The sequence below is a fragment of the Azospirillum aestuarii genome (genome assembly GCF_016632405.1).
GTDB lineage: Bacteria > Pseudomonadota > Alphaproteobacteria > Azospirillales > Azospirillaceae > Azospirillum > Azospirillum aestuarii.
Genome location: NZ_JAEPIV010000035.1, coordinates 1 through 17,634, shown reverse-complemented (window position 1 = coordinate 17,634; position 17,634 = coordinate 1). Strand labels below are relative to the sequence as shown.

Below are 17,634 nucleotides of genomic sequence, written 5' to 3'. Positions count from 1 at the left end.
GTTGCGGACCGGATGCCTGATTTTCGATCACCGCTGAGGCCCGGAATTTCCTCGCAGAATTCCGTTCGTTGGACTGACAATCATGCTCAAAAATTAGGCTGTCTTGTGGGCGCCTTGCCAGCACCATGAATGAATTTTGCAGGGACCATGAGTGCAATCGTATGATAACGGCCCCCATGTCAACCGGTGGCGCCCTTCAGAAGCCCGTCCAGCCGAGGCAGAGCATCGATCCCCAGCAACGTCCGATGGAGCTGCGCCGCTTCCTCCGGTCCCATGGCGCGTCCGGCGCAGTCACGGAACTTCCCGGCATGGTCCTCCGCCGACAGCGGCCGGGCGACGGTGCCGCGCGCCGAGGCGCAGAAGCGGCTGAACGCTTGCCCAGCCGTGGTTTCCACCGTCACGGCGGCGCCCTCCGGGGCCAGCCGTGCCCGCTCGGGATCGGCGGTCCAGCCGGGATCGGGCCGCATGGTCACGCGCTCCATGGCCGCGCGCAGACGCGGGTCGGCCAGCGCCGCCGCGGTGAGGTGATCGAGCGTCAGGTCGCCGTGCAGCATCAGGCAGGCCACCGCGAAGGGCAGGCTGAAGCGGGCTTCGCCGGGGGTGATGGGACGGTCGTAGGTGAGGTTGGCGGCCACCACCGGCGGCACGACGCAGCGCACCGCCGCGATGTCCGAGGGAGCCAGCCCGTGCTCCGCCATCAGGTCGCGCACCGCGTCGGCCGCCGCGTGCGAGGAGAGGCAAACCGGATAGGCCTTGGTGTCGATGCCGGGGTCGAGCAGGTGCCACCGCCGGCCCAAGGCCGCCAGCGCCGTGGGGTCGAACCGGCCCTGCGCCACCAGCCGGGCAAAGCCCCGCGGGTCTTCCACCACGCCGTGCGGCACGGCCCCGCCACGCTTGGCCAGGCGCGCCGCGCGCAGCCCGTTGGCGGCGGCCTGGGCGGCCAGCAGCGGCTTGGCGCCCGTGCCGAAGCAGGCCCGCATGCCGCCGGCTCCGCAGAGCGCAAAGGCGATGGCGTCGGCGGCCCGGTCGCCGTCCAGCCGGAAGGCCTTGGCCGCCGCCGCCGCCGCGCCGACCACGCCGAACAGCGCGGTGGTCCACCAGCCGGCCTCATACACCCCGTTGCCGAGGGCGATGGCCAGCGCGTATTCCGCCTCCGCGCCAGCGACCACGGCGGTCAGCAGATCGGCTCCGGTGCCTCCGGCCGCCTCCACCGCGGCCAGGGCGGTCGGCACCACCACGGCCGACCCATGGACGAATCCGGCGTAGGAGTTGTCGTCGAAATCCAGCGCGTGGGCGGCGGCGGTGTTCGCGAAGGCGGCCCCTTCGGCGCACAGTCGTCCGCCGCCCAGCAGAGTGGAGGGGCCGGTGGCATGGATGTCCAGCGCTTCCTCCCGCGCCCGGCGGGCGGTGTCGGTGGCGGCACCGGCCAGAGCAACGCCCAGCGTGTCGATGATGCAGGCGCGGGCCGCCGAGGCGACGTCGTCGGGAATGCCGGCCCGCTCCAGGCCGGCGAGCCAGTGGCCGATGCGCCGGGCGGCGGGCTGAATCGTGGGTTGGTCGGAGGTGAGGGAGGGGAACGGAGGGGTGGTCATGATGGCAGGCTCGCAAGGGGTGATGACCCCGCAAGGCTGCCAACGACCGTTCCACCCCGTCACGTCAAGAAATGACTTTCATGGTGGGGATGAACCGCGCTCATAATGCGCATCCGCCAGGATTCCCATCGGGACCTGTCCCACCACCGCCAAGAGACGAATTCCGCTCGCCCCATGCGCCATCGCGACTTTGACCTGGACGCCCTCGAAGTGTTCGTGACCGTGGCGGAGCTGGGCAACATGACCCGCGCCGCCGGCCAGCTGGGACTGACCCAGTCGGCCGTGTCGCACGTGGTGCGTCAACTGGAAACCGCCTTCGCCACCCAGCTGTTCGACCGGAGCATCCGCCCGATGGCGCTGACCGCCGCCGGTCATCGGCTCTGGCACTGGAGCAAGCGCATCCTGAACGACGCCCGCCAATTGCCGGCGGTGATCGGCGGCAAGGACGCGCCCTTCGTGCCGGAGCTGCGGCTCGGTTGCATCGACACTCTGGCCGCCCCGTTCATGCCGCGGCTGCTTCAGCAATTGCGCGACGGTGTGCCCTCCTTCAGCATCGCGGCCGGGCTCAGCCGGCAGTTGCGGGAGCAGTTCATGGCCCGGCGCCTGGACGTCATCTTCACCAACGAGTCCTTCGACGACCTGGATCAGGTGGACAGCGCCCGGCTGGTCACCGAGCCCTTCGTTCTGCTGGTGCCGCGCAACGCGCCAGAGGTCGCCGACGAGGCCGGGCTTCGCGCGCTTTCGCAGGCGTTGCCGCTGATCCGCAACACGGCGGACAGCAGCCTCGGCCGGATGGTGGACCAGCACCTGCGCCGCCTGGGCATGGAGATTCCGCGCAGCTTCGCCTTCGACGCCGTCGACACGATGATGGCCATGGTGGCGGAAGAGATGGGGTGGAGCCTGCTTCCGCCGACCGCGCTGGTGAAAAGCCGCCAGCATCTGGGACGCCTGCGGGTTCTGCCCTTTCCCGCCGCGAGCTTCCGCCGGTCGATCTTCGTGATCGCCCGCAAGGGGGAACTCGGGTCCCTTCCGGCCCGCATCCACAAGGTCGGCCGCAACATCCTCACCCAGGGCTACTTCACCGAACTGTTCGTCTCGTGGCCCTGGCTGAAGCCGATGATCGGACGGTGAGAACGACCTCCGCAGCACCGGCGGTGTTGCGCGGAGGCCCGTCCCTGCGCTCCCCGCGCAACCGGATCGTCAGCCGACGGCGTTGAAGTCGTCGAGCAGGGTGGCGATGCGTCCGCTGTCGCTCTGGTCCATAATGACGCGGGCGCGGCGGGTGGCTTCCTGAAGATCCAGCTTGCGGATGCGCCGCTTCACCAGGGGGATGGCCGGCGGCACCATCGACAGGTCGCGCACGCCAAGCCCCAGCAACAAGGCCGTGTAGCGCGCGTCGCCGGCGATCTCACCGCAGACCGACACCGGGATGCGGGCGCGCAACGCCGCCTCGATGGTGAATTGGATCAGGCGAAGAACCGCCGGGTGCAACGGGTCGTAGAGCGAGGCGACCTGCTCGTCGCCGCGGTCGATGGCCAGCGTGTATTGCGTCAGGTCATTGGTGCCGATGGAGAAGAAGTCGGCGGCGTAGGCCAGCGCGTCGGCGGACAGGGCCGCGCCCGGAACCTCCACCATCACGCCCACCGGCGGCAGCGGGTCGGCGATGGGCACGCCGCGACGGCGCAGGCGGCGGGCCACCTGGCCCATCATCTCGCGCACGCGCTGCACCTCGGCGACCGAGCAGATCATCGGCAGCAGGATGCGCAGCGGCCCGTGGACGCCGGCCCGCAGCATGGCGGCGAGCTGCGTCTCCAGCAGCTTCGGCTCGCGCAGGCCCAGCCGGACCGCGCGCAGGCCGAGCGCCGGATTCGCCGGCTCGCCGTAGCGGCCCGCCATCCAGCCGGCCAGCTTCTCACCGCCGACGTCCATGGTGCGGGCGGTGACGGTGCGCCCGCCCATGCCCTCCACGATGGAGCGCAGGACGGTGTACTGCTCGTCCTCGTCCGGCAGCTGGTCGCGGTTCATGAACAGGAACTCGGTGCGCAGCAGCCCGATCCCCTGCGCCCCGTTCTCCAGCGCGTGCTCGAGGTCGCGCGGCAGCTCCAGATTGGCCTGGAGCGTCACCGCGGTGTTGTCGCGCGTGACCGCCGGCAGCTTGCGCAGCCCCTTCAGCTGCTCGCGCTCGCGCTCGCGCTCGGCGCGGCGCTGCCGGTAGTCCTCCAGCACCTCGGGGGTGGGGTCGATGATGACGCGGCCCTGGACCCCGTCGATGATGACCGTGATCCCGTTCTTCAGCCCGGACAGCAGTCCGCCGACGCCCAGCACCGCCGGAATGCCCAGCGAACGCGCCATGATCGCCGTGTGTCCCTCGGCGCCGCCGAGCACGGTGGCGAAGCCGGCGACGCGGCGCGGGTCGAGCAGGGCGGTGTCCGCCGGGGTCAGCTCCTCGGCCAGGATCACCGCGCCGGGGTTCAGCATGGAGAAGGCCTGATACTCGTGCCGCATCAGGTTGCGGATCAGCCGCCGACCCACCTCGCGCACGTCGGCGATTCGCCCGGCGAGGTAGCTGTCCTCCATGCTCGCGAAGGTCTGGGCGATGGTGGCGATCTCCGCCTGGACCGCGGCCTCGGCGTTGACCAGCTCCTGCTGGATGCGACGCTCGACGCCGCGCGTCAGGCGCGAGTTGGTGACCATCGCCAGATGGGCGTCGAGAAGGAAGCCGATCTCCTCCGACGCGGAGCCGGGCAGCGTCAGCGCCTTGGCCTTCAGCTTGCGGATCTGGCGACGCGCCTTGCCGCAGGCATCGGCGAAGCGCGCGGCCTCGGCCTCCACCTGCTCGGCGGCGAGCGTGTATTCGGGAACGCGGACGGCGCCGCTCTCCACCACGTGGGCCGGGCCGATGGCAATGCCGGGCGAAACGCCCAGCCCGCGCAACGACCGCCCCTGGCCGGCGGCCGGAACGTCAGTCTTCATCGAACTTGCGGGTGATCAGATCCACGAGAGCGGCCATGGCGTCCTCCGCCTCGCGGCCGTAGGCGTACAGCTCCACCGAGGTGCCGGGGCCGGCGGCCAGCATCATCAGGCCCATGATGGATTCGCCCGAAACCTGCGTCTCGCCGCGCCGCACCTCGATTTCGCAATCGAAGGTGGCGACCAGCTTCACGAACTTCGCAGCCGCGCGGGCGTGCAGGCCGCGCTGGTTGCAGATGGTGACGGTCTGGCAGATTTCGGGGTTTCTCTCCGGAGTCCGCCCGTCAACGCCGGAAGCGCCCTGGGCGGGCGTCTTGTCGTCTGGAACGCTCATCGAGTCACCCGTCCGACAGCAGCGAGGAAGCGACGTTGATGTATTTCTGTCCGGCCTCCCGCGCGGCGGTCACGGCATGGGTCAGCGTTTCCTGGCGGCGCACGCTGGCCAGCTTGATCAGCATCGGCAGGTTCACGCCGGCGATCACCTCGACCTTCGCCTTGTCCATGATGGAGATGGCGAGATTGGACGGGGTTCCGCCGAACATGTCGGTCAGCACGACGACGCCGGACCCGTCGTCCACGTCGGCAACGGAGTTCAGAATGTCCTGACGGCGCTGCTCCATGTCGTCGTCTGGGCCGATGCACACGGCCCGCACCTGCTGCTGCTCACCCACCACATGCTCCAGCGCGGCGATGAACTCTGCCGCGAGGCGCCCGTGGGTTACCAGAACCATACCGATCATGGGACATCCTTCAATTCTGGAGCCTCCCCCGAAGCCACATTCTTATTGCGGCACTTATGAACGATCCCTTATCCGGATCGATCCGATCCGCTCCTTGGGTCAACCCCCTGGCCACCCTTGGGCTGTCAGCCGGCCCGCGGGGCCTGCCGATCCAGCTCCCGGTGGCTGATCCCGACCTTCAGACCCAGCCCGTCCAGCCACGCGGCCAGCCGTTCGGCGACGAACACGGACCGGTGCTTGCCGCCGGTGCAGCCGATTGCAATGGTCAGATAGCTCTTGCCCTCCTGGTTGTAGCGCGGCAAAAGCGGCTGCAACAGGTCCGTCAGATGACGGAAGAAGTCGGCGAAATCCGGGTCGCCCTCAACCCGCGCCGCCACGCGGGGGTCCAGGCCGGTCAGCGGTCGCAGATCCGGATCATAATGGGGATTCGTCAGGAAGCGTACGTCGAACACGAGGTCCGCCTCGCGAGGCAACCCCATTCGGAACGAGAAGGAGGTGACGAAGACCTGGAGCGCCGCCTGGGCCCCGATCTGGAAATTGCCGGCCAGGATGCGGCGCAGGTCGTGGATGGACAACTGCGTGGTGTCGATGGTCACGTCGGCCCGCTGCTTCAGCGGCAACAGCATGGCGCGTTCCAACTGGATGCCGTCGGGCACCGGGCGGTCGATGGCCAGCGGGTGGCGGCGGCGCGTCTCGGTGAAGCGGCGCTGCAGCGTCTCGTCCCCGCAGTCGAGGAAGACCAGCCGCACGTCCAACCCGGCGTGGGCCTTCAGCGCCTCCACCTCCTCCAGCATGGCGTGGGCGGAGAAGTCGCGGGTGCGGCTGTCGATGACCAGGGCCAGCGGGCGCTTGCGCGGGTCCGCCTGCTCCAGCAGCGCCGGGACCAGCGAAAGGCGCAGATTGTCCACCGCCTCGTAGCCCAGATCCTCCAGCGCCTTCAAGGCGACGGACATGCCGGCTCCCGACATGCCGGTGACCAGCACAAGTTGACCGTCCGGGCCCGTCGGCCGCTCTGTCAGCAGGTTTTCCGTGGAATGGCGGTCGGTCATGGCAGGTTCGGAACCTTTCCCAACGAGCCGGCCCGCGCGGCGGCGGCGGCCAGCTTGAGCTTGGCCGGAGTCGAGGCGTCGAAGGGGCAGAGGGCGAGGCGCGGGACGGCGCGGTCGAGAAGATCCGCGGCCTCCTCCCCAGGCAGGCGCTCCACGGCGTCGCGCGGCACCAGATCGACGATCAGCCCGACCTCCGCCTCCGCGGCGGCGGGCATCGGCATGATCCCGACGCCCCGCACCTCCAGCAGGCCGGCCAGCGCCGCCGGCGCCGTCGCCATCAGCCTGTCCTGGTCCACGCGCAGCTCCACCCGGTCGTCGGCAACCAACAGCGCACCAGCATCGATCATCCGCAAGGCCAGATCGGACTTGCCGCTGCCCGACGGCCCCCGCAGCAGCACGCCGACGGGCGTTTCGCCACGGTCGCCGCCGCCCGGTATGCCGCCGCTGCCGCCGTATCCATGGCCGTCATTCCATGTGCCGACCAGGACGCAGGTGCCGTGAATCGTTACCATGATCCCGCGAAGGTGAGGCGTGCCGCCGGTTCTGTCAATGGGATGCCGAAAATGCATCCTTTTCCCGCCCGATACGCCTCGAATGCGCCGGTGCGACCGCCATGGCCTGGCGCCCGCCGGGCGATTCCCGGCCTCAGCCCGGCCGGTCGCAGCCCGCGGTCAGGCCGATGCGCAGGCCGGGCCGGACGGTGCGGCGGATGTCCGCCAACTCGCTGGCCAGCGCGTCGCGCCGCCGGATCATCTCGTCCAGATCGTCCAGTTCCGCAGCCTCCTGGCAGGCCGTGCGGAAATCCTTCTCGCGGGCCAGCCGGGTCAGCAGATGGGTGTAGCTGTCGGCGATGGTCGCCAGATGGCGCTGGGCGCCCTGGAGCGCCTGCGCCAGCTGTGTCCGTTCGTTGGCCGACGCCCGCATCATCCGGGCCAACTCGCCCTGCTGGACGCTGGCGTCGTTGATGAGGCGGGCCAGCCGATAGCGGCGGAAGTCGATCACCTTGGCCGAAGCCGCGGCGACCGCCTCGATCTGGCGAGGCGCGATCGGCTTGAGGTCGGGCTTGATGTCGGACATGGCCCTCTTCCGGTTGGTGACGTCCGGTTGTCGAAAGGCCAGCCGTCGCAGGCGCGGGAGTGACCGAGGTTGAGCATCCGCCGCACCCACGACTTTGTCCATACGTCTTTTCTCAAATTGCAACTATGCCGCATCCACCATGTGGAAATCCCTCAGGGGCGGGGCAGGCGCACGATGAAGACGGCGCCGATCGTATCCCCATCGCGGCCGAGGCGGTTCGCGGCCCGGATGGTGCCGCCATGGGCCTCCACGATCTGTTTGGAGATCGACAGGCCGAGCCCCGAATGGGTGCCGAACTTCTCGCCGGCCGGCCGCTCGGTGTAGAAGCGTTCGAAGATCGCCTCCTCCTTGCCCTCCGGGATGCCGGGGCCGTCATCGCTGACCGTCACCTCGACCGCGCCGTCCGGGGTGCGCCGCGACGCCAGCCGGACCTGCCCGCCGGGCGGCGAGAAGGACAGGGCGTTGGCGATCAGATTCTGGAACACCTGGGTCAGCCTGCCCTCCAGCCCCTTCACGGTCAGCGACCCGCCCCGCGGCGGCTCGATGACGACGCCCGGCGCGGCCTCCGTTCCGTCCTCGTCCTCTTCGTCCTCCGCGGTGGCGCGGTGGATGTCGGCGAGCGTGCGGAGCATCGCGCCGATGTCCACCGGTTCCAGCGCGGCGCGGGACAGCTCGGCGTCCAGGCGCGAGGCGTTGGAGATGTCGCTGATCAGCCGGTCCAGCCGCTGCACGTCGTCGGCGATGATCGCCATCAGCTTGTCGCGGCGGGCCGGGTCCTGGATGCGGCTGACCGTCTCCACCGCGCTGCGCAGCGAGGTCAGAGGATTCTTGATCTCGTGGGCGACGTCGGCGGCGAAGCGTTCGATGGCGTCCATGCGCGCCCACAGCGCCGCCGTCATGTCGCGCAGCACGCCGGACAGTTCCCCGATCTCGTCGCCGCGGCGGGTGAAGTCCGGGATCTCCGTGTGGCGTCCATGGCCGGTGCGCAGCCGGTCGGCGGCCTGGGCCAGCTTGCGGATGGGGCGGGCGATGGTGCCGGCCAGATAGAGCGACATCAGGACCGTGACCAGAAGCGCCACCGCGAAGACGCGCAGGATGTCGGTGCGGACCGACCGGATGGCCTCGTCGATCACCGCGCCGCTGCGCGACAGCAGCACCGCCCCCAGCACCTCTTTGTAGCGCTGGACCGGGACGGCGACCGTCAGCAGCAGGTTGGAGCGGGCGACGGGGGAGGCCAGCCGCCACACCGTTGCGCTGTTCTCGCCGGCCAGCGCGCGCTCCACGTTGGGCGGCGGGGCGGCCGATTCGGCGGCCCGGCCCGGCGGTTCGCGGTAGAGCGGCAGGTTCTCCCGGCTCGGCACCACGTCGATGAAGCGGGCATAGAACTCGTTGACCGCACGGGACGCCGGGTCGCCGGAGGGCGGCAGCGGCAGTTCCTGGATTTCGATCTTGCCCGGCGAGCCGGTCAGCACACGGCTGTCCGACAGCATCCGCCCGTCCGGGCCATAGAGCCGGGTGTGCGTTTCCGTCGCCAGCGCCAGCCGGCGGATCATCTGCCGCCCCAGTTCCGGCGACAGCTCGTAGCTTTCCTGGCCCAGTTCCGGCTCGTCGGCAGCCCGCTGCACGGCGCCCTCGCCGAGCGCGGAGGCGAAGATGCGCGCCTCCGTCTCCAGAGCGTCCAGCTCCGCCTGGACCAGCCGGTCCTGGTAGCGGCCGAGATAGAGCAGGGCGCCGACCAGAAGCAGCAGCGCCAGCACGTTGACGGCCAGAATGCGCAGGGTCAGCGGCGACGGCACGCCACGCACTCGGCGCCTGGACGCGGCGCGCGGTGCGGCGCCGGGCTTGACGGGCGGGGAGGGGGCGTTGTGGTCCGGCGCGCGGACCTCACTCCCTGTATCGGTAACCGACGCCATAGAGCGTTTCGATCTGCGCAAAGTCTGAATCAATGGCCTTGAACTTCTTGCGGAGCCGCTTGACGTGGCTGTCGATGGTGCGGTCGTCGACGTAGACGTTCTCGCCATAGGCGGCGTCCATGAGCTGGTCGCGGCTCTTCACATGGCCGGGGCGCTGGGCCAGAGCCTTCACCAGCAGGAACTCCGTCACCGTCAGGTCGATGGGCTGGCCCTTCCAGGTGCAGGAATGGCGGGCGCCGTCCATGACCAGCGGGCCACGGGCCAGCAGCGCGCCGGGTTCCGGCGCGGTCTTGTCGCGGGTCGCCGCCTCCCGCCGCAGCAGGGTGCGGATGCGCTCGACCAGCAGGCGCTGCGAGAAGGGCTTCTTGATGTAGTCGTCCGCGCCCATGCGCAGACCCATCAGCTCGTCGACCTCGTCGTCCTTGCTGGTCAGGAAGATCACCGGCAGATGGCTGGTCTGGCGCAGCCGCTGCAGCAGCTCCATCCCGTCCATGCGCGGCATCTTGATGTCCAGCACGGCGAGGTCCGGCGGGCGCTGGGTCAGGCCGCGCAGCGCCTCGGCGCCGTCGGTGTAGGTGCGCACCTCGAACCCCTCCGCTTCCAGCGCCATGGCAACGGAGGTCAGGATGTTCCGGTCGTCATCCACCAACGCTACGGTGTGAGACATGTCGTTCGTGTTCCCAATCGCACACCCCGGTTTCGGCAACCGCCGGTGTCGGCGGCCGGCGTCCGCGGCCAATTCCGGCGGATGACCGGCCCGTCACGGTCGCTTACTGCGGAAGAATGGTTTCGTCCTATTTCGAAAAGCGGGCTTTTCTTATGCTCCACGATGCCCAAGAGGCGGCGCAAAGGCATGAAAAGCCAACTTTTCGCTTTTCCCAACCTATTTGTCTGGGCCAATATGGCACCAATGCGGCGCCGGGGAAACGGTGCTGCGCGGGAGAACGCATTCGTTTCAGGGCATGAGTTCCGACGAGTCCCCCATCCGTCCGACCCCAACGGGGCCGGGCGCCGCGGCGTCATCGGACGTCGGCGGCCAAACGGGAGGCGCCGCAAGGCGCCTGATGCGTGGTGCCGGCCTGGCGGCGCTGTCCACCGCCCTGCGCGGGGATGGCGACCAGCAGGATGGCCAACAGGACGACCGGGGCGGCTGGCCCTATCCCTCGCTGGTCCAGGTGGCCTTCGACCTCGACGGCACGCCCCTTCTCCTGCTCTCCACCCTTGCCGACCACACGAAGAACATCGCGCGGGACCCGCGCGTCGGCCTGCTGTTCGACGGAACGGCCGGGCTGGCGGAGCCGCTGTCCGGGCCGAGGCTTTCGGTTCTCGGGCGGGCCGAACGCTCGGAGGCGCCGCGCCACCGCGCCCGCTTCCTGGCGCGCCATCCCGGTGCCGCTCTCTATGCCGGGTTCGCCGACTTCAGCGTCTACGCCGTGTCGGTGGAGCGCGCCCATCTGGTGGCCGGATTCGGCCGGGTGCGCTGGCTCGACCGGGCCGAGCTGATGTTGCCCGCCGTTCCCATGGCGCTGGCCGAGGCCGAGAAGGCCATCCTGAGCCATATGAACGCCGATCATGCCGACGCCTTGCGGCTGTACGCCACGGTTCTGGCCGGACGGTCCGCCCAAGGCGCCGGGTCCTGGACGATGACCGGGATCGACCCCGACGGCTGCGACCTGCGCCGCAGCGGCGAAATGGCGCGGGTTGATTTCGATCACAGCGTGGAAAACCCCGAAGACGCTAGGGTCACTCTCGCCGGGCTCGCCCGGGAGGCCCGCCAGAGTGCGCCCGGCAGCGCACCCGGCGCGGCCGATGACCCGGTGGATTCGGACGATCGTGACGGCTAAGCACGACGCCGCGGCAAGCGGCGCGCAAGAAAGCGCAACCAGGAGAAAACGTCAGTGGACCATAACGGACCAACCCGTTGCCGTTTTGGGTTTGTGGCCCTGGGGCCACCCCTCTCTTGCCAATCAGGACATCGCACGCGCCCGGGGGGCGCGTCGGGATGACCGCCGTCCGGCCCGCGGGCCGGGCTGCGGTGGTTTGAGCCGGCGGGAAGACACCGCCACCGAACGAGGACGGCTTCGATAAGGGCCGAAAAGGCCAGCCGTCCGGACCTCCGGACGCCGGCCCCAGATCCCATGGGGCGGCGAAACCGGAGACGAGTTGAGAGGCAAAGGATGACCGGAACGACGCGCACGCGGAACAAGAAGCTCCTGGCTTGGGTCGAGGAGATCGCGAACAAATGCAAGCCCGAGCGGGTGCACTGGTGTGACGGATCGCAGGAGGAATACGACCGCCTGTGCGCCGAGATGGTGGAGTCGGGCACCTTCATCAAGCTGAACGAGGCCAAGCGCCCGAACTCCTACCTCTGCCGCTCCGATCCGGGCGACGTAGCCCGCGTCGAGGACCGGACCTTCATCTGCTCCGAGCGCAAGGAGGATGCCGGCCCGACCAACAACTGGGTCGCCCCGGCGGAGATGAAGGCGAAGCTGGACGGCCTGTTCGAGGGCTGCATGCGGGGCCGCACCATGTATGTGGTGCCCTTCAGCATGGGGCCGCTGGGCTCGGACATCGCGCACATCGGCGTTCAGATCTCCGACAGCCCCTATGTCGCGGTGAACATGCGCATGATGACCCGCATGGGTCAGAAGGTGCTGGACATCCTGGGCGACGGCGACTTCGTGCCCTGCCTGCATTCCATCGGCGCGCCGCTGGAGCCCGGCCAGCCGGATGTGGCGTGGCCGTGCAACGCCGATCACAAGTACATCGTCCATTTCCCGGCCGATCACTCGATCGTCTCCTTCGGCTCGGGCTACGGCGGCAACGCCCTGCTCGGCAAGAAGTGCTTCGCGCTGCGCATCGCCTCCTCGATGGGCCGCGAGCAGGGCTGGCTGGCCGAGCACATGCTGATCCTCGGCGTGGAAAGCCCGGAGGGCGAAAAGACTTACGTCGCCGCCGCCTTCCCGTCGGCCTGCGGCAAGACCAACTTCGCCATGCTGGTTCCCCCGGCCGAGTTCGAGGGCTGGAAGGTCCGCACCATCGGTGACGACATCGCCTGGGTGAAGCCGCAGCCGGACGGCACGCTGCGCGCCATCAACCCGGAGGCTGGCTTCTTCGGCGTGGCGCCGGGCACCAGCATCAAGTCGAACCCGAACGCGCTGAAGACGCTGAACGCCAACGTCATCTTCACCAACGTCGCGCTGACCGACGACGGCGACGTGTGGTGGGAGGGCCTGACCGACGCGGCGCCGGCGCACCTGATCGACTGGCAGGGCAACGACTGGACCCCGGCTTCGGGCCGTCCCGCCGCTCACCCGAACTCGCGCTTCACCGCCCCGGCGGCGCAGTGCCCGTCGATCGATCCGGCCTGGGAGGACCCGGCCGGCGTTCCGATCTCCGCCTTCATCTTCGGCGGCCGCCTGTCCAAGACCTTCCCTCTGGTGTTTGAGGCCTACAACTGGCGCGAGGGTGTGTATTGGGCGGCGACCATGGGCTCGGAGGCGACCGCCGCCGCTGTGGGCCAGGCCGCCATCCGCCGCGACCCCTTCGCCATGCTGCCCTTCTGCGGCTACAACATGGCCGACTACTGGAACCATTGGCTGGCGATGGAAGGCAAGGTGGAGAACCTGCCGCGCATCTACCGCGTCAACTGGTTCCGCAAGGACGAGAACGGCAAGTTCGTCTGGCCGGGCTTCGGCGACAACATGCGCGTCCTGCGCTGGATCGTCGACCGCGTCCGCGGCCGTGCGGTGGAGGCGGCGGAGAGCCCGTTCGGCTACATGCCGCGCTACCAGGACCTGAACTGGGCCGGTCTGGACTTCGCCGAGGACAAGTTCCGGAAGATCATGGACATCGACCGGAAGGAAGCCGAGGCCGAGGCCAAGGACCAGGAGGAACTGTTCAACCGCTTCGGCAGCCATCTGCCGGACGAGATCGAGCAGCAGCGTGTGGCGCTTCTCAAGCGTCTGGAGGAGGCTCCGGACACTTGGCGGATCGGCTGACCGCCCCGTCGCCGAGTCATGTGAGCGCGTGGAGAGGGGCCGCCTGCGGGCGGTCCCTTTTCTTTTGCGCGGGCCGCCATGGCGGGGTGCTTTTCGGGTACTCCTTTCGTGACACGATCCTTTGTCACGGCTAGGATCGCGTCCGACGCCGGGAGATTTACAAAAACTCAAGGGATTGCTGCGTCACTGGGCCGGCTGAACGCAAGCACGCCCGCCTGACCGGCCTTCCGCGGAGTGGACCGGTCAAGACACGGAAAATGACGCTGGAGGACGGAAGACATGTTCGTGATGATCGGCTTCGGCGTCGTGGTGTTCAGCGTCTTCGGGGGCTACGTTCTGGGTGGTGGCCATCTGGGCGTGCTGTGGATGCCCTTCGAGTTCATGATCATCCTGGGCTCCGCCGCCGGCGCGTTTTTGATCGGCAATCCAAAAGCGGTGGTCACACACACTGGCAAGGAACTCGGGCACCTCTTCAAAGGGCCAAAATACAAGAAGGACGATTTCCTCGAACTTCTCACCATGATGTATCAGGTCTTCAAGATCGCGAAAACCAAGGGGCTTCTCGCCCTTGAACAGCACATCGAGAAACCGGAGGATTCACCACTCTTCCAGCAGTTTCCAAAATTCTACGGTGATCACCACGCCATATCCTTCCTCTGCACCTATCTTCGCCTGATGTCGCTCGGGGCCGACAACCCGCACGAGCTGGTCGACCTGATGGACGAGGACATCGAGACCATGCACCACGAGCACCAGCGGATCGCCGACGCCATCCAGGCGGTCGCCGACGCCGTTCCGGCGCTGGGCATCGTCGCGGCGGTGCTGGGCGTGATTCACACCATGGGATCGATCACCGAGCCGCCGGAGGTTCTGGGCAAGCTGATCGGCGGCGCGCTGGTCGGCACCTTCACCGGCATTCTCGTCGCCTACGGCTTCCTGGCGCCGATCGCCAGCGGCCTGAAGAACATCTATCACGCCGAAGGGAAATACTATCAGGCGATGAAGATCGGCCTGATCGCCCATTTGTCCGGCTATGCGCCGGCCATCTCCGTCGAATACTCGCGAAACGTACTGGAACCCGAATACCGGCCGAGCTTCGCCCAGTTGGAAGAGGCGACCTCCGCCCTGCCGCCCGCCTGACGCCGGATCTGCCCCCATGTCTTCAACCTCCTCCGAAGGCGCCGTCACCATCCTGTGGAACGAGGGGACGGTGGGGGAGTGGGCGTCGCTCTTCGCCCGCGTTTCCCGCTCCACCCTGCCGCAGTGCTTCGCCTACGCCGGCGCCATGGGGCGCACCCACGGCTTCGTGCCGCGGCTCGGCCTGATCCGGCGGGGCGGCGCGCCGATCGGGTTGGTGCAGATTCTGGAGCGGCGCACGCTCCGCTTGTTCCATCAGCGCCAGATGCACCGCGGCCCGCTCTGGCTCGACGGGGCGGAGCCGGATCTGGCGACCCAGGAGGCGGTCTTCCGCTTGCTGCGCCGGGCCTGTCCCGACAACCCGCTGAACCGGGCGAGCCTGCTTCCCGAACTCGCCGCCGGCCCGGACGCCGAGGCGATGCTGCGCCGCTGCGGTTTCCGCCGCTTCGGCCCCGGCTACCGCACGGTCTGGCTCGATCTGTCCCGTGGCGAGGAGGAGTTGCGCGCGGCGATGGCCCGCGACTGGCGCCAGCGGCTGAAGGGGGCGGAGAAGGCCGGTCTGGTCATCGACCTCGACTGGGAGGCCAAGAACCTGCCCTGGCTGATGAAGCAGGAGCATGAGCAGGCCCAGACCAAGCAGTTTCGCCCGATGACCGGCGCCCTGGCCGTGCGCATCCGCAACGCGCTGCTGAAAGGTGGGGGGAAGGGCGATGGGGTGCTGATGGCCGCCGCCCTGGAAGGCCGCCCGAACAGCACGGCTCCGGCGGCGAGCGCGCTTTTCTACATCCATGGCGGCTCGGCCACCTACCAGATCGGCTGGTCCAGCGAGTCGGGGCGCAAGAGCGGCGCGATGCGGCTGGTCCTGTGGCGGGCGGCACTGGCGCTCAAGGGGCGCGGCGTGGGTTGGCTCGACCTCGGCGGCATCAACCCGGACAGCGCGCCAGGCGTCACGGAATTCAAGCTGGGGACCGGCGGCCAAGCGGTGGAGAGCGTCGGCCTGTTTCGCTGAGGCCAGCTTCGAATTAGCGAGGGCCGTTGCAACACGGCGCAGACTGTCTCATCCTGATTGCAAGCGGAGGGAGGACGCCATGGCCAAAGACGATATGAAACCGGATGAGGCGCAATTGGCCATCGCCAAGGCGGCCCAGATGAAGCCGCAGGTCCAGGCCATGCGCGATCGTCTCCGCAAGATGGCGGACGACGAGGAGAGAGGCGTCCAGATTCTCGCCAGCGCCATCCGCCGCCTTCTTCACCAGGAATAGAAGGCGTCGGGAACGCGCTGGAACGGTCTCAGCAGGTGGTGGCCTTGGTGCACCCCTTGTCCTCGTGCGATCCCGGGGTGCGGGCGAGCTGGAGGCCGCTGCGCGCCTGCTCGAAGGTTTTTTCCAGCGACCGCACCGTCTGCTCGAAGGCTTGCATCTCACGGCCCTCCAGCTTGTCGCCGGTGGGAAGGTCGATGCTCTTCGGGTTGATCTGCTGGCCGCCCTTCAGCACCTCGTAATGCAGGTGCGGACCGGTGGATCGTCCGGTGGTGCCGACGTAACCGATGACATCGCCCTGGTCGACGCGGGCACCGCGGCGCGTGCTCTTGGCGATCCGGCTCAGATGGGCGTAGGCCGTGGCGATTTGGGTGTTGTGGCGGATGCGGATGTAATTCCCGTAGGCACCGTTCGGCCCGACCTCTTCGACCACACCGCCGCCCGCGGCGTAGATCGGCGTGCCGGTCGGTGCGCCGAAATCCATGCCCTTGTGCATCTTGCTGAAGCCCAGGATCGGGTGATGGCGCATGCCGAAGCCCGACGTGATCCGCGCGCCGTCGATCGGCGTGCGCAGCAGGGCGCGGCGGATGCTCTCGCCGTCGCGGTTGTAGTAGTCGATCCGCCCGTCGCGGCTCTTGTGCCGGTAGATCGGGTACTCCTTGCCGCTCAGCACCAGCGCGGCGTAGAGCACGTCGCCTTCGCCGGCGTTCTTCCCGTCGGCGGTGACCAGCCGCTCATAGAGCACCTCGAAGCGGTCGCCCGGCTGGAGGTCGCGCTGGAAGTCCACGTCATAGGAGTAGTCGCGGATCAGAGCCATCATCACCGAAACCGGGACGCCGGCGGTGCTGCCCGCCTCGAACAGGCTCGACCGGATCACCGTCTGCGCGGCGACCGGCTGGCGGGTGACCGCCTTCTCCGATTCGCTTGACGTGAAGTCGGTGTCACCCTTGCGGGACACGGAGACCGAACGCAGCACGTCCGGAAGGAACTCCAGCCCGACAAATCGCTTGGTCCCGCCGCGGCGTGGCTCGAACAGGATGGTAACCTGCTGGCCGACCTGCAGCTTGCGCGGATCATAGACCTTGCGCAGGGCCGCGATGGCGTTGGTCGCCTCGTCCGCCGGGACGTCGGCCCCGGTCAGCATATCCATCAGCGTGTCGCCGCGCCCGACGGAGAGGATGTGACGGTTCGCGGACGGCGACCGCTCGTCATCGTCGTCGCTTGGCTCTTTTGCAGTGTTCTTGGCGACCCGCTCCGGCGGGGCCGTGCGCCCGCCCGCCGCATAGGCGGGCGGTGCGACCGTGTAAGAGAGGAGCCCCGCCAGACCAGCGGCAACCAGGGCGAGCGTGGGAAGGCCACCGAGCCTCGAACGCACCGTCATCCTCCTATGCTTCCTCACACGTTTCGGACCGTTGTGGCGGGGGCTGTTCGTCCGCTCAAGGAGCTACCACCTACTATGAGCGACCATGCGCACCAATTTTGTCACTGTCAACCCGATAGGGGTGGCTGCGTCAATCGGTTGAGCGCACCGGAGCCGTTCCCGCAGACCGCAAGCCGTTCCATGGCGGGGGCGCTCGATCCACGGGAGGGACGGACATACACCGATTCCAGCTTGGACTTCGGTGATAAGTCGCTCTGTGAAGAATTTTTCATGGAAATGCAAAAAAGCGCTTGCGTCGGTCAGCGAGGTCCCCTTATAAACCGCTCCACCGACGCAGCGCCGCAAACAAATGCGGCAGCGACGGATCAAAAAAGCGGATGACGATCCATTGAGCGGCGCCAAGCACTCGGCGCTGTTTGTTTCGTCTCCGAATTTCTGGTTCATCGGTTTCGGCCCTGGCGGCCCACTCCTTAAAGGGAATGGGCTCGGGGCATTGCGGTTCTCCTGGAGCCGCG

At 68.4% G+C, this 17,634-nt stretch carries 17 protein-coding genes; 6 read left to right on the top strand and 11 right to left on the bottom strand.

The window, feature by feature from the left end:
- Nucleotides 1-179: 179 nt before the first annotated feature.
- Nucleotides 180-1,592 carry an MmgE/PrpD family protein gene (locus tag JJL56_RS29205; protein ID WP_200487316.1) on the bottom strand — a complete coding sequence of 471 codons (1,413 nt, stop codon included), beginning with the start codon at nucleotides 1,590-1,592 and terminating at the stop codon, nucleotides 180-182.
- A 174-nt stretch (nucleotides 1,593-1,766) separates the two neighbouring features.
- Here JJL56_RS29205 and JJL56_RS29200 point away from each other — a divergent pair, with 174 nt between their 5' ends.
- Nucleotides 1,767-2,723 carry a LysR family transcriptional regulator gene (locus JJL56_RS29200; RefSeq protein ID WP_247889655.1) on the top strand — a complete coding sequence of 319 codons (957 nt, stop codon included), beginning with the start codon at nucleotides 1,767-1,769 and terminating at the stop codon, nucleotides 2,721-2,723.
- A gap of 69 nt (nucleotides 2,724-2,792) precedes the next feature.
- On the opposite strand, the gene ptsP is transcribed toward JJL56_RS29200, so the two are convergent.
- From ptsP to JJL56_RS29160, 8 genes are all read right to left on the bottom strand, one after another.
- The gene (ptsP, locus tag JJL56_RS29195; protein WP_145629266.1) at nucleotides 2,793-4,565 is read right to left on the bottom strand and encodes a phosphoenolpyruvate--protein phosphotransferase; all 1,773 of its coding nucleotides are present in this window, start codon (nucleotides 4,563-4,565) and stop codon (nucleotides 2,793-2,795) included.
- Entirely contained in the window at nucleotides 4,555-4,896 is a 342-nt protein-coding gene (locus JJL56_RS29190; protein ID WP_145629264.1) for an HPr family phosphocarrier protein, read from the bottom strand. Before JJL56_RS29190 ends, ptsP begins: the two co-directional genes overlap by 11 nt.
- Nucleotides 4,897-4,900: 4 nt before the next feature.
- On the bottom strand, nucleotides 4,901-5,302 hold the full coding sequence (locus tag JJL56_RS29185) for a PTS sugar transporter subunit IIA (RefSeq protein WP_114860323.1): 402 nt from the start codon (nucleotides 5,300-5,302) through the stop codon (nucleotides 4,901-4,903).
- Nucleotides 5,303-5,427: 125 nt separating this feature from the next.
- The gene (rapZ, locus tag JJL56_RS29180; protein ID WP_145629262.1) at nucleotides 5,428-6,351 is read right to left on the bottom strand and encodes an RNase adapter RapZ; all 924 of its coding nucleotides are present in this window, start codon (nucleotides 6,349-6,351) and stop codon (nucleotides 5,428-5,430) included.
- Nucleotides 6,348-6,863: an HPr kinase/phosphorylase gene (locus tag JJL56_RS29175; protein ID WP_145629261.1), complete on the bottom strand. Its 516-nt coding sequence runs from the start codon at nucleotides 6,861-6,863 to the stop codon at nucleotides 6,348-6,350. Before JJL56_RS29175 ends, rapZ begins: the two co-directional genes overlap by 4 nt.
- Before the next feature lie 133 nt (nucleotides 6,864-6,996).
- A complete protein-coding gene (locus JJL56_RS29170; protein ID WP_145629259.1) occupies nucleotides 6,997-7,428 on the bottom strand; it encodes a hypothetical protein in 432 nt (143 codons plus the stop codon).
- 152 nt (nucleotides 7,429-7,580) lie between these two features.
- Complete coding sequence (locus JJL56_RS29165; protein WP_200487312.1) at nucleotides 7,581-9,341, bottom strand: stimulus-sensing domain-containing protein; 1,761 nt, start codon at nucleotides 9,339-9,341, stop codon at nucleotides 7,581-7,583.
- Nucleotides 9,313-10,008 carry a response regulator transcription factor gene (locus JJL56_RS29160; protein WP_200487311.1) on the bottom strand — a complete coding sequence of 232 codons (696 nt, stop codon included), beginning with the start codon at nucleotides 10,006-10,008 and terminating at the stop codon, nucleotides 9,313-9,315. Before JJL56_RS29160 ends, JJL56_RS29165 begins: the two co-directional genes overlap by 29 nt.
- A 397-nt stretch (nucleotides 10,009-10,405) precedes the next feature.
- Here JJL56_RS29160 and JJL56_RS29155 point away from each other — a divergent pair, with 397 nt between their 5' ends.
- The 5 genes from JJL56_RS29155 to JJL56_RS29135 all read left to right on the top strand — a co-directional run bounded on the left by JJL56_RS29155 (nucleotide 10,406) and on the right by JJL56_RS29135 (nucleotide 15,741).
- Entirely contained in the window at nucleotides 10,406-11,185 is a 780-nt protein-coding gene (locus JJL56_RS29155) for a HugZ family pyridoxamine 5'-phosphate oxidase (protein WP_200487309.1), read from the top strand.
- 294 nt (nucleotides 11,186-11,479) lie between these two features.
- Nucleotides 11,480-13,342: a phosphoenolpyruvate carboxykinase (GTP) gene (locus tag JJL56_RS29150; RefSeq protein WP_145629250.1), complete on the top strand. Its 1,863-nt coding sequence runs from the start codon at nucleotides 11,480-11,482 to the stop codon at nucleotides 13,340-13,342.
- A 279-nt stretch (nucleotides 13,343-13,621) separates the two neighbouring features.
- A complete protein-coding gene (motA, locus tag JJL56_RS29145) occupies nucleotides 13,622-14,482 on the top strand; it encodes a flagellar motor stator protein MotA (RefSeq protein ID WP_035682389.1) in 861 nt (286 codons plus the stop codon).
- 16 nt (nucleotides 14,483-14,498) lie between these two features.
- Nucleotides 14,499-15,488: a GNAT family N-acetyltransferase gene (locus JJL56_RS29140; protein WP_200487308.1), complete on the top strand. Its 990-nt coding sequence runs from the start codon at nucleotides 14,499-14,501 to the stop codon at nucleotides 15,486-15,488.
- Between the two features lie 79 nt (nucleotides 15,489-15,567).
- Nucleotides 15,568-15,741: a hypothetical protein gene (locus JJL56_RS29135; RefSeq protein WP_200487307.1), complete on the top strand. Its 174-nt coding sequence runs from the start codon at nucleotides 15,568-15,570 to the stop codon at nucleotides 15,739-15,741.
- 28 nt (nucleotides 15,742-15,769) lie between these two features.
- Here the strand turns inward: JJL56_RS29135 and JJL56_RS29130 are convergent, their stop codons facing one another.
- Nucleotides 15,770-17,119 (bottom strand): peptidoglycan DD-metalloendopeptidase family protein, encoded by a 1,350-nt coding sequence (locus JJL56_RS29130; protein WP_211110931.1) that lies wholly within the window; start codon nucleotides 17,117-17,119, stop codon nucleotides 15,770-15,772.
- A 313-nt stretch (nucleotides 17,120-17,432) separates the two neighbouring features.
- The coding region (locus JJL56_RS32830; RefSeq protein ID WP_211112004.1) for a hypothetical protein at nucleotides 17,433-17,634 on the bottom strand (202 nt) is incomplete at its 5' end.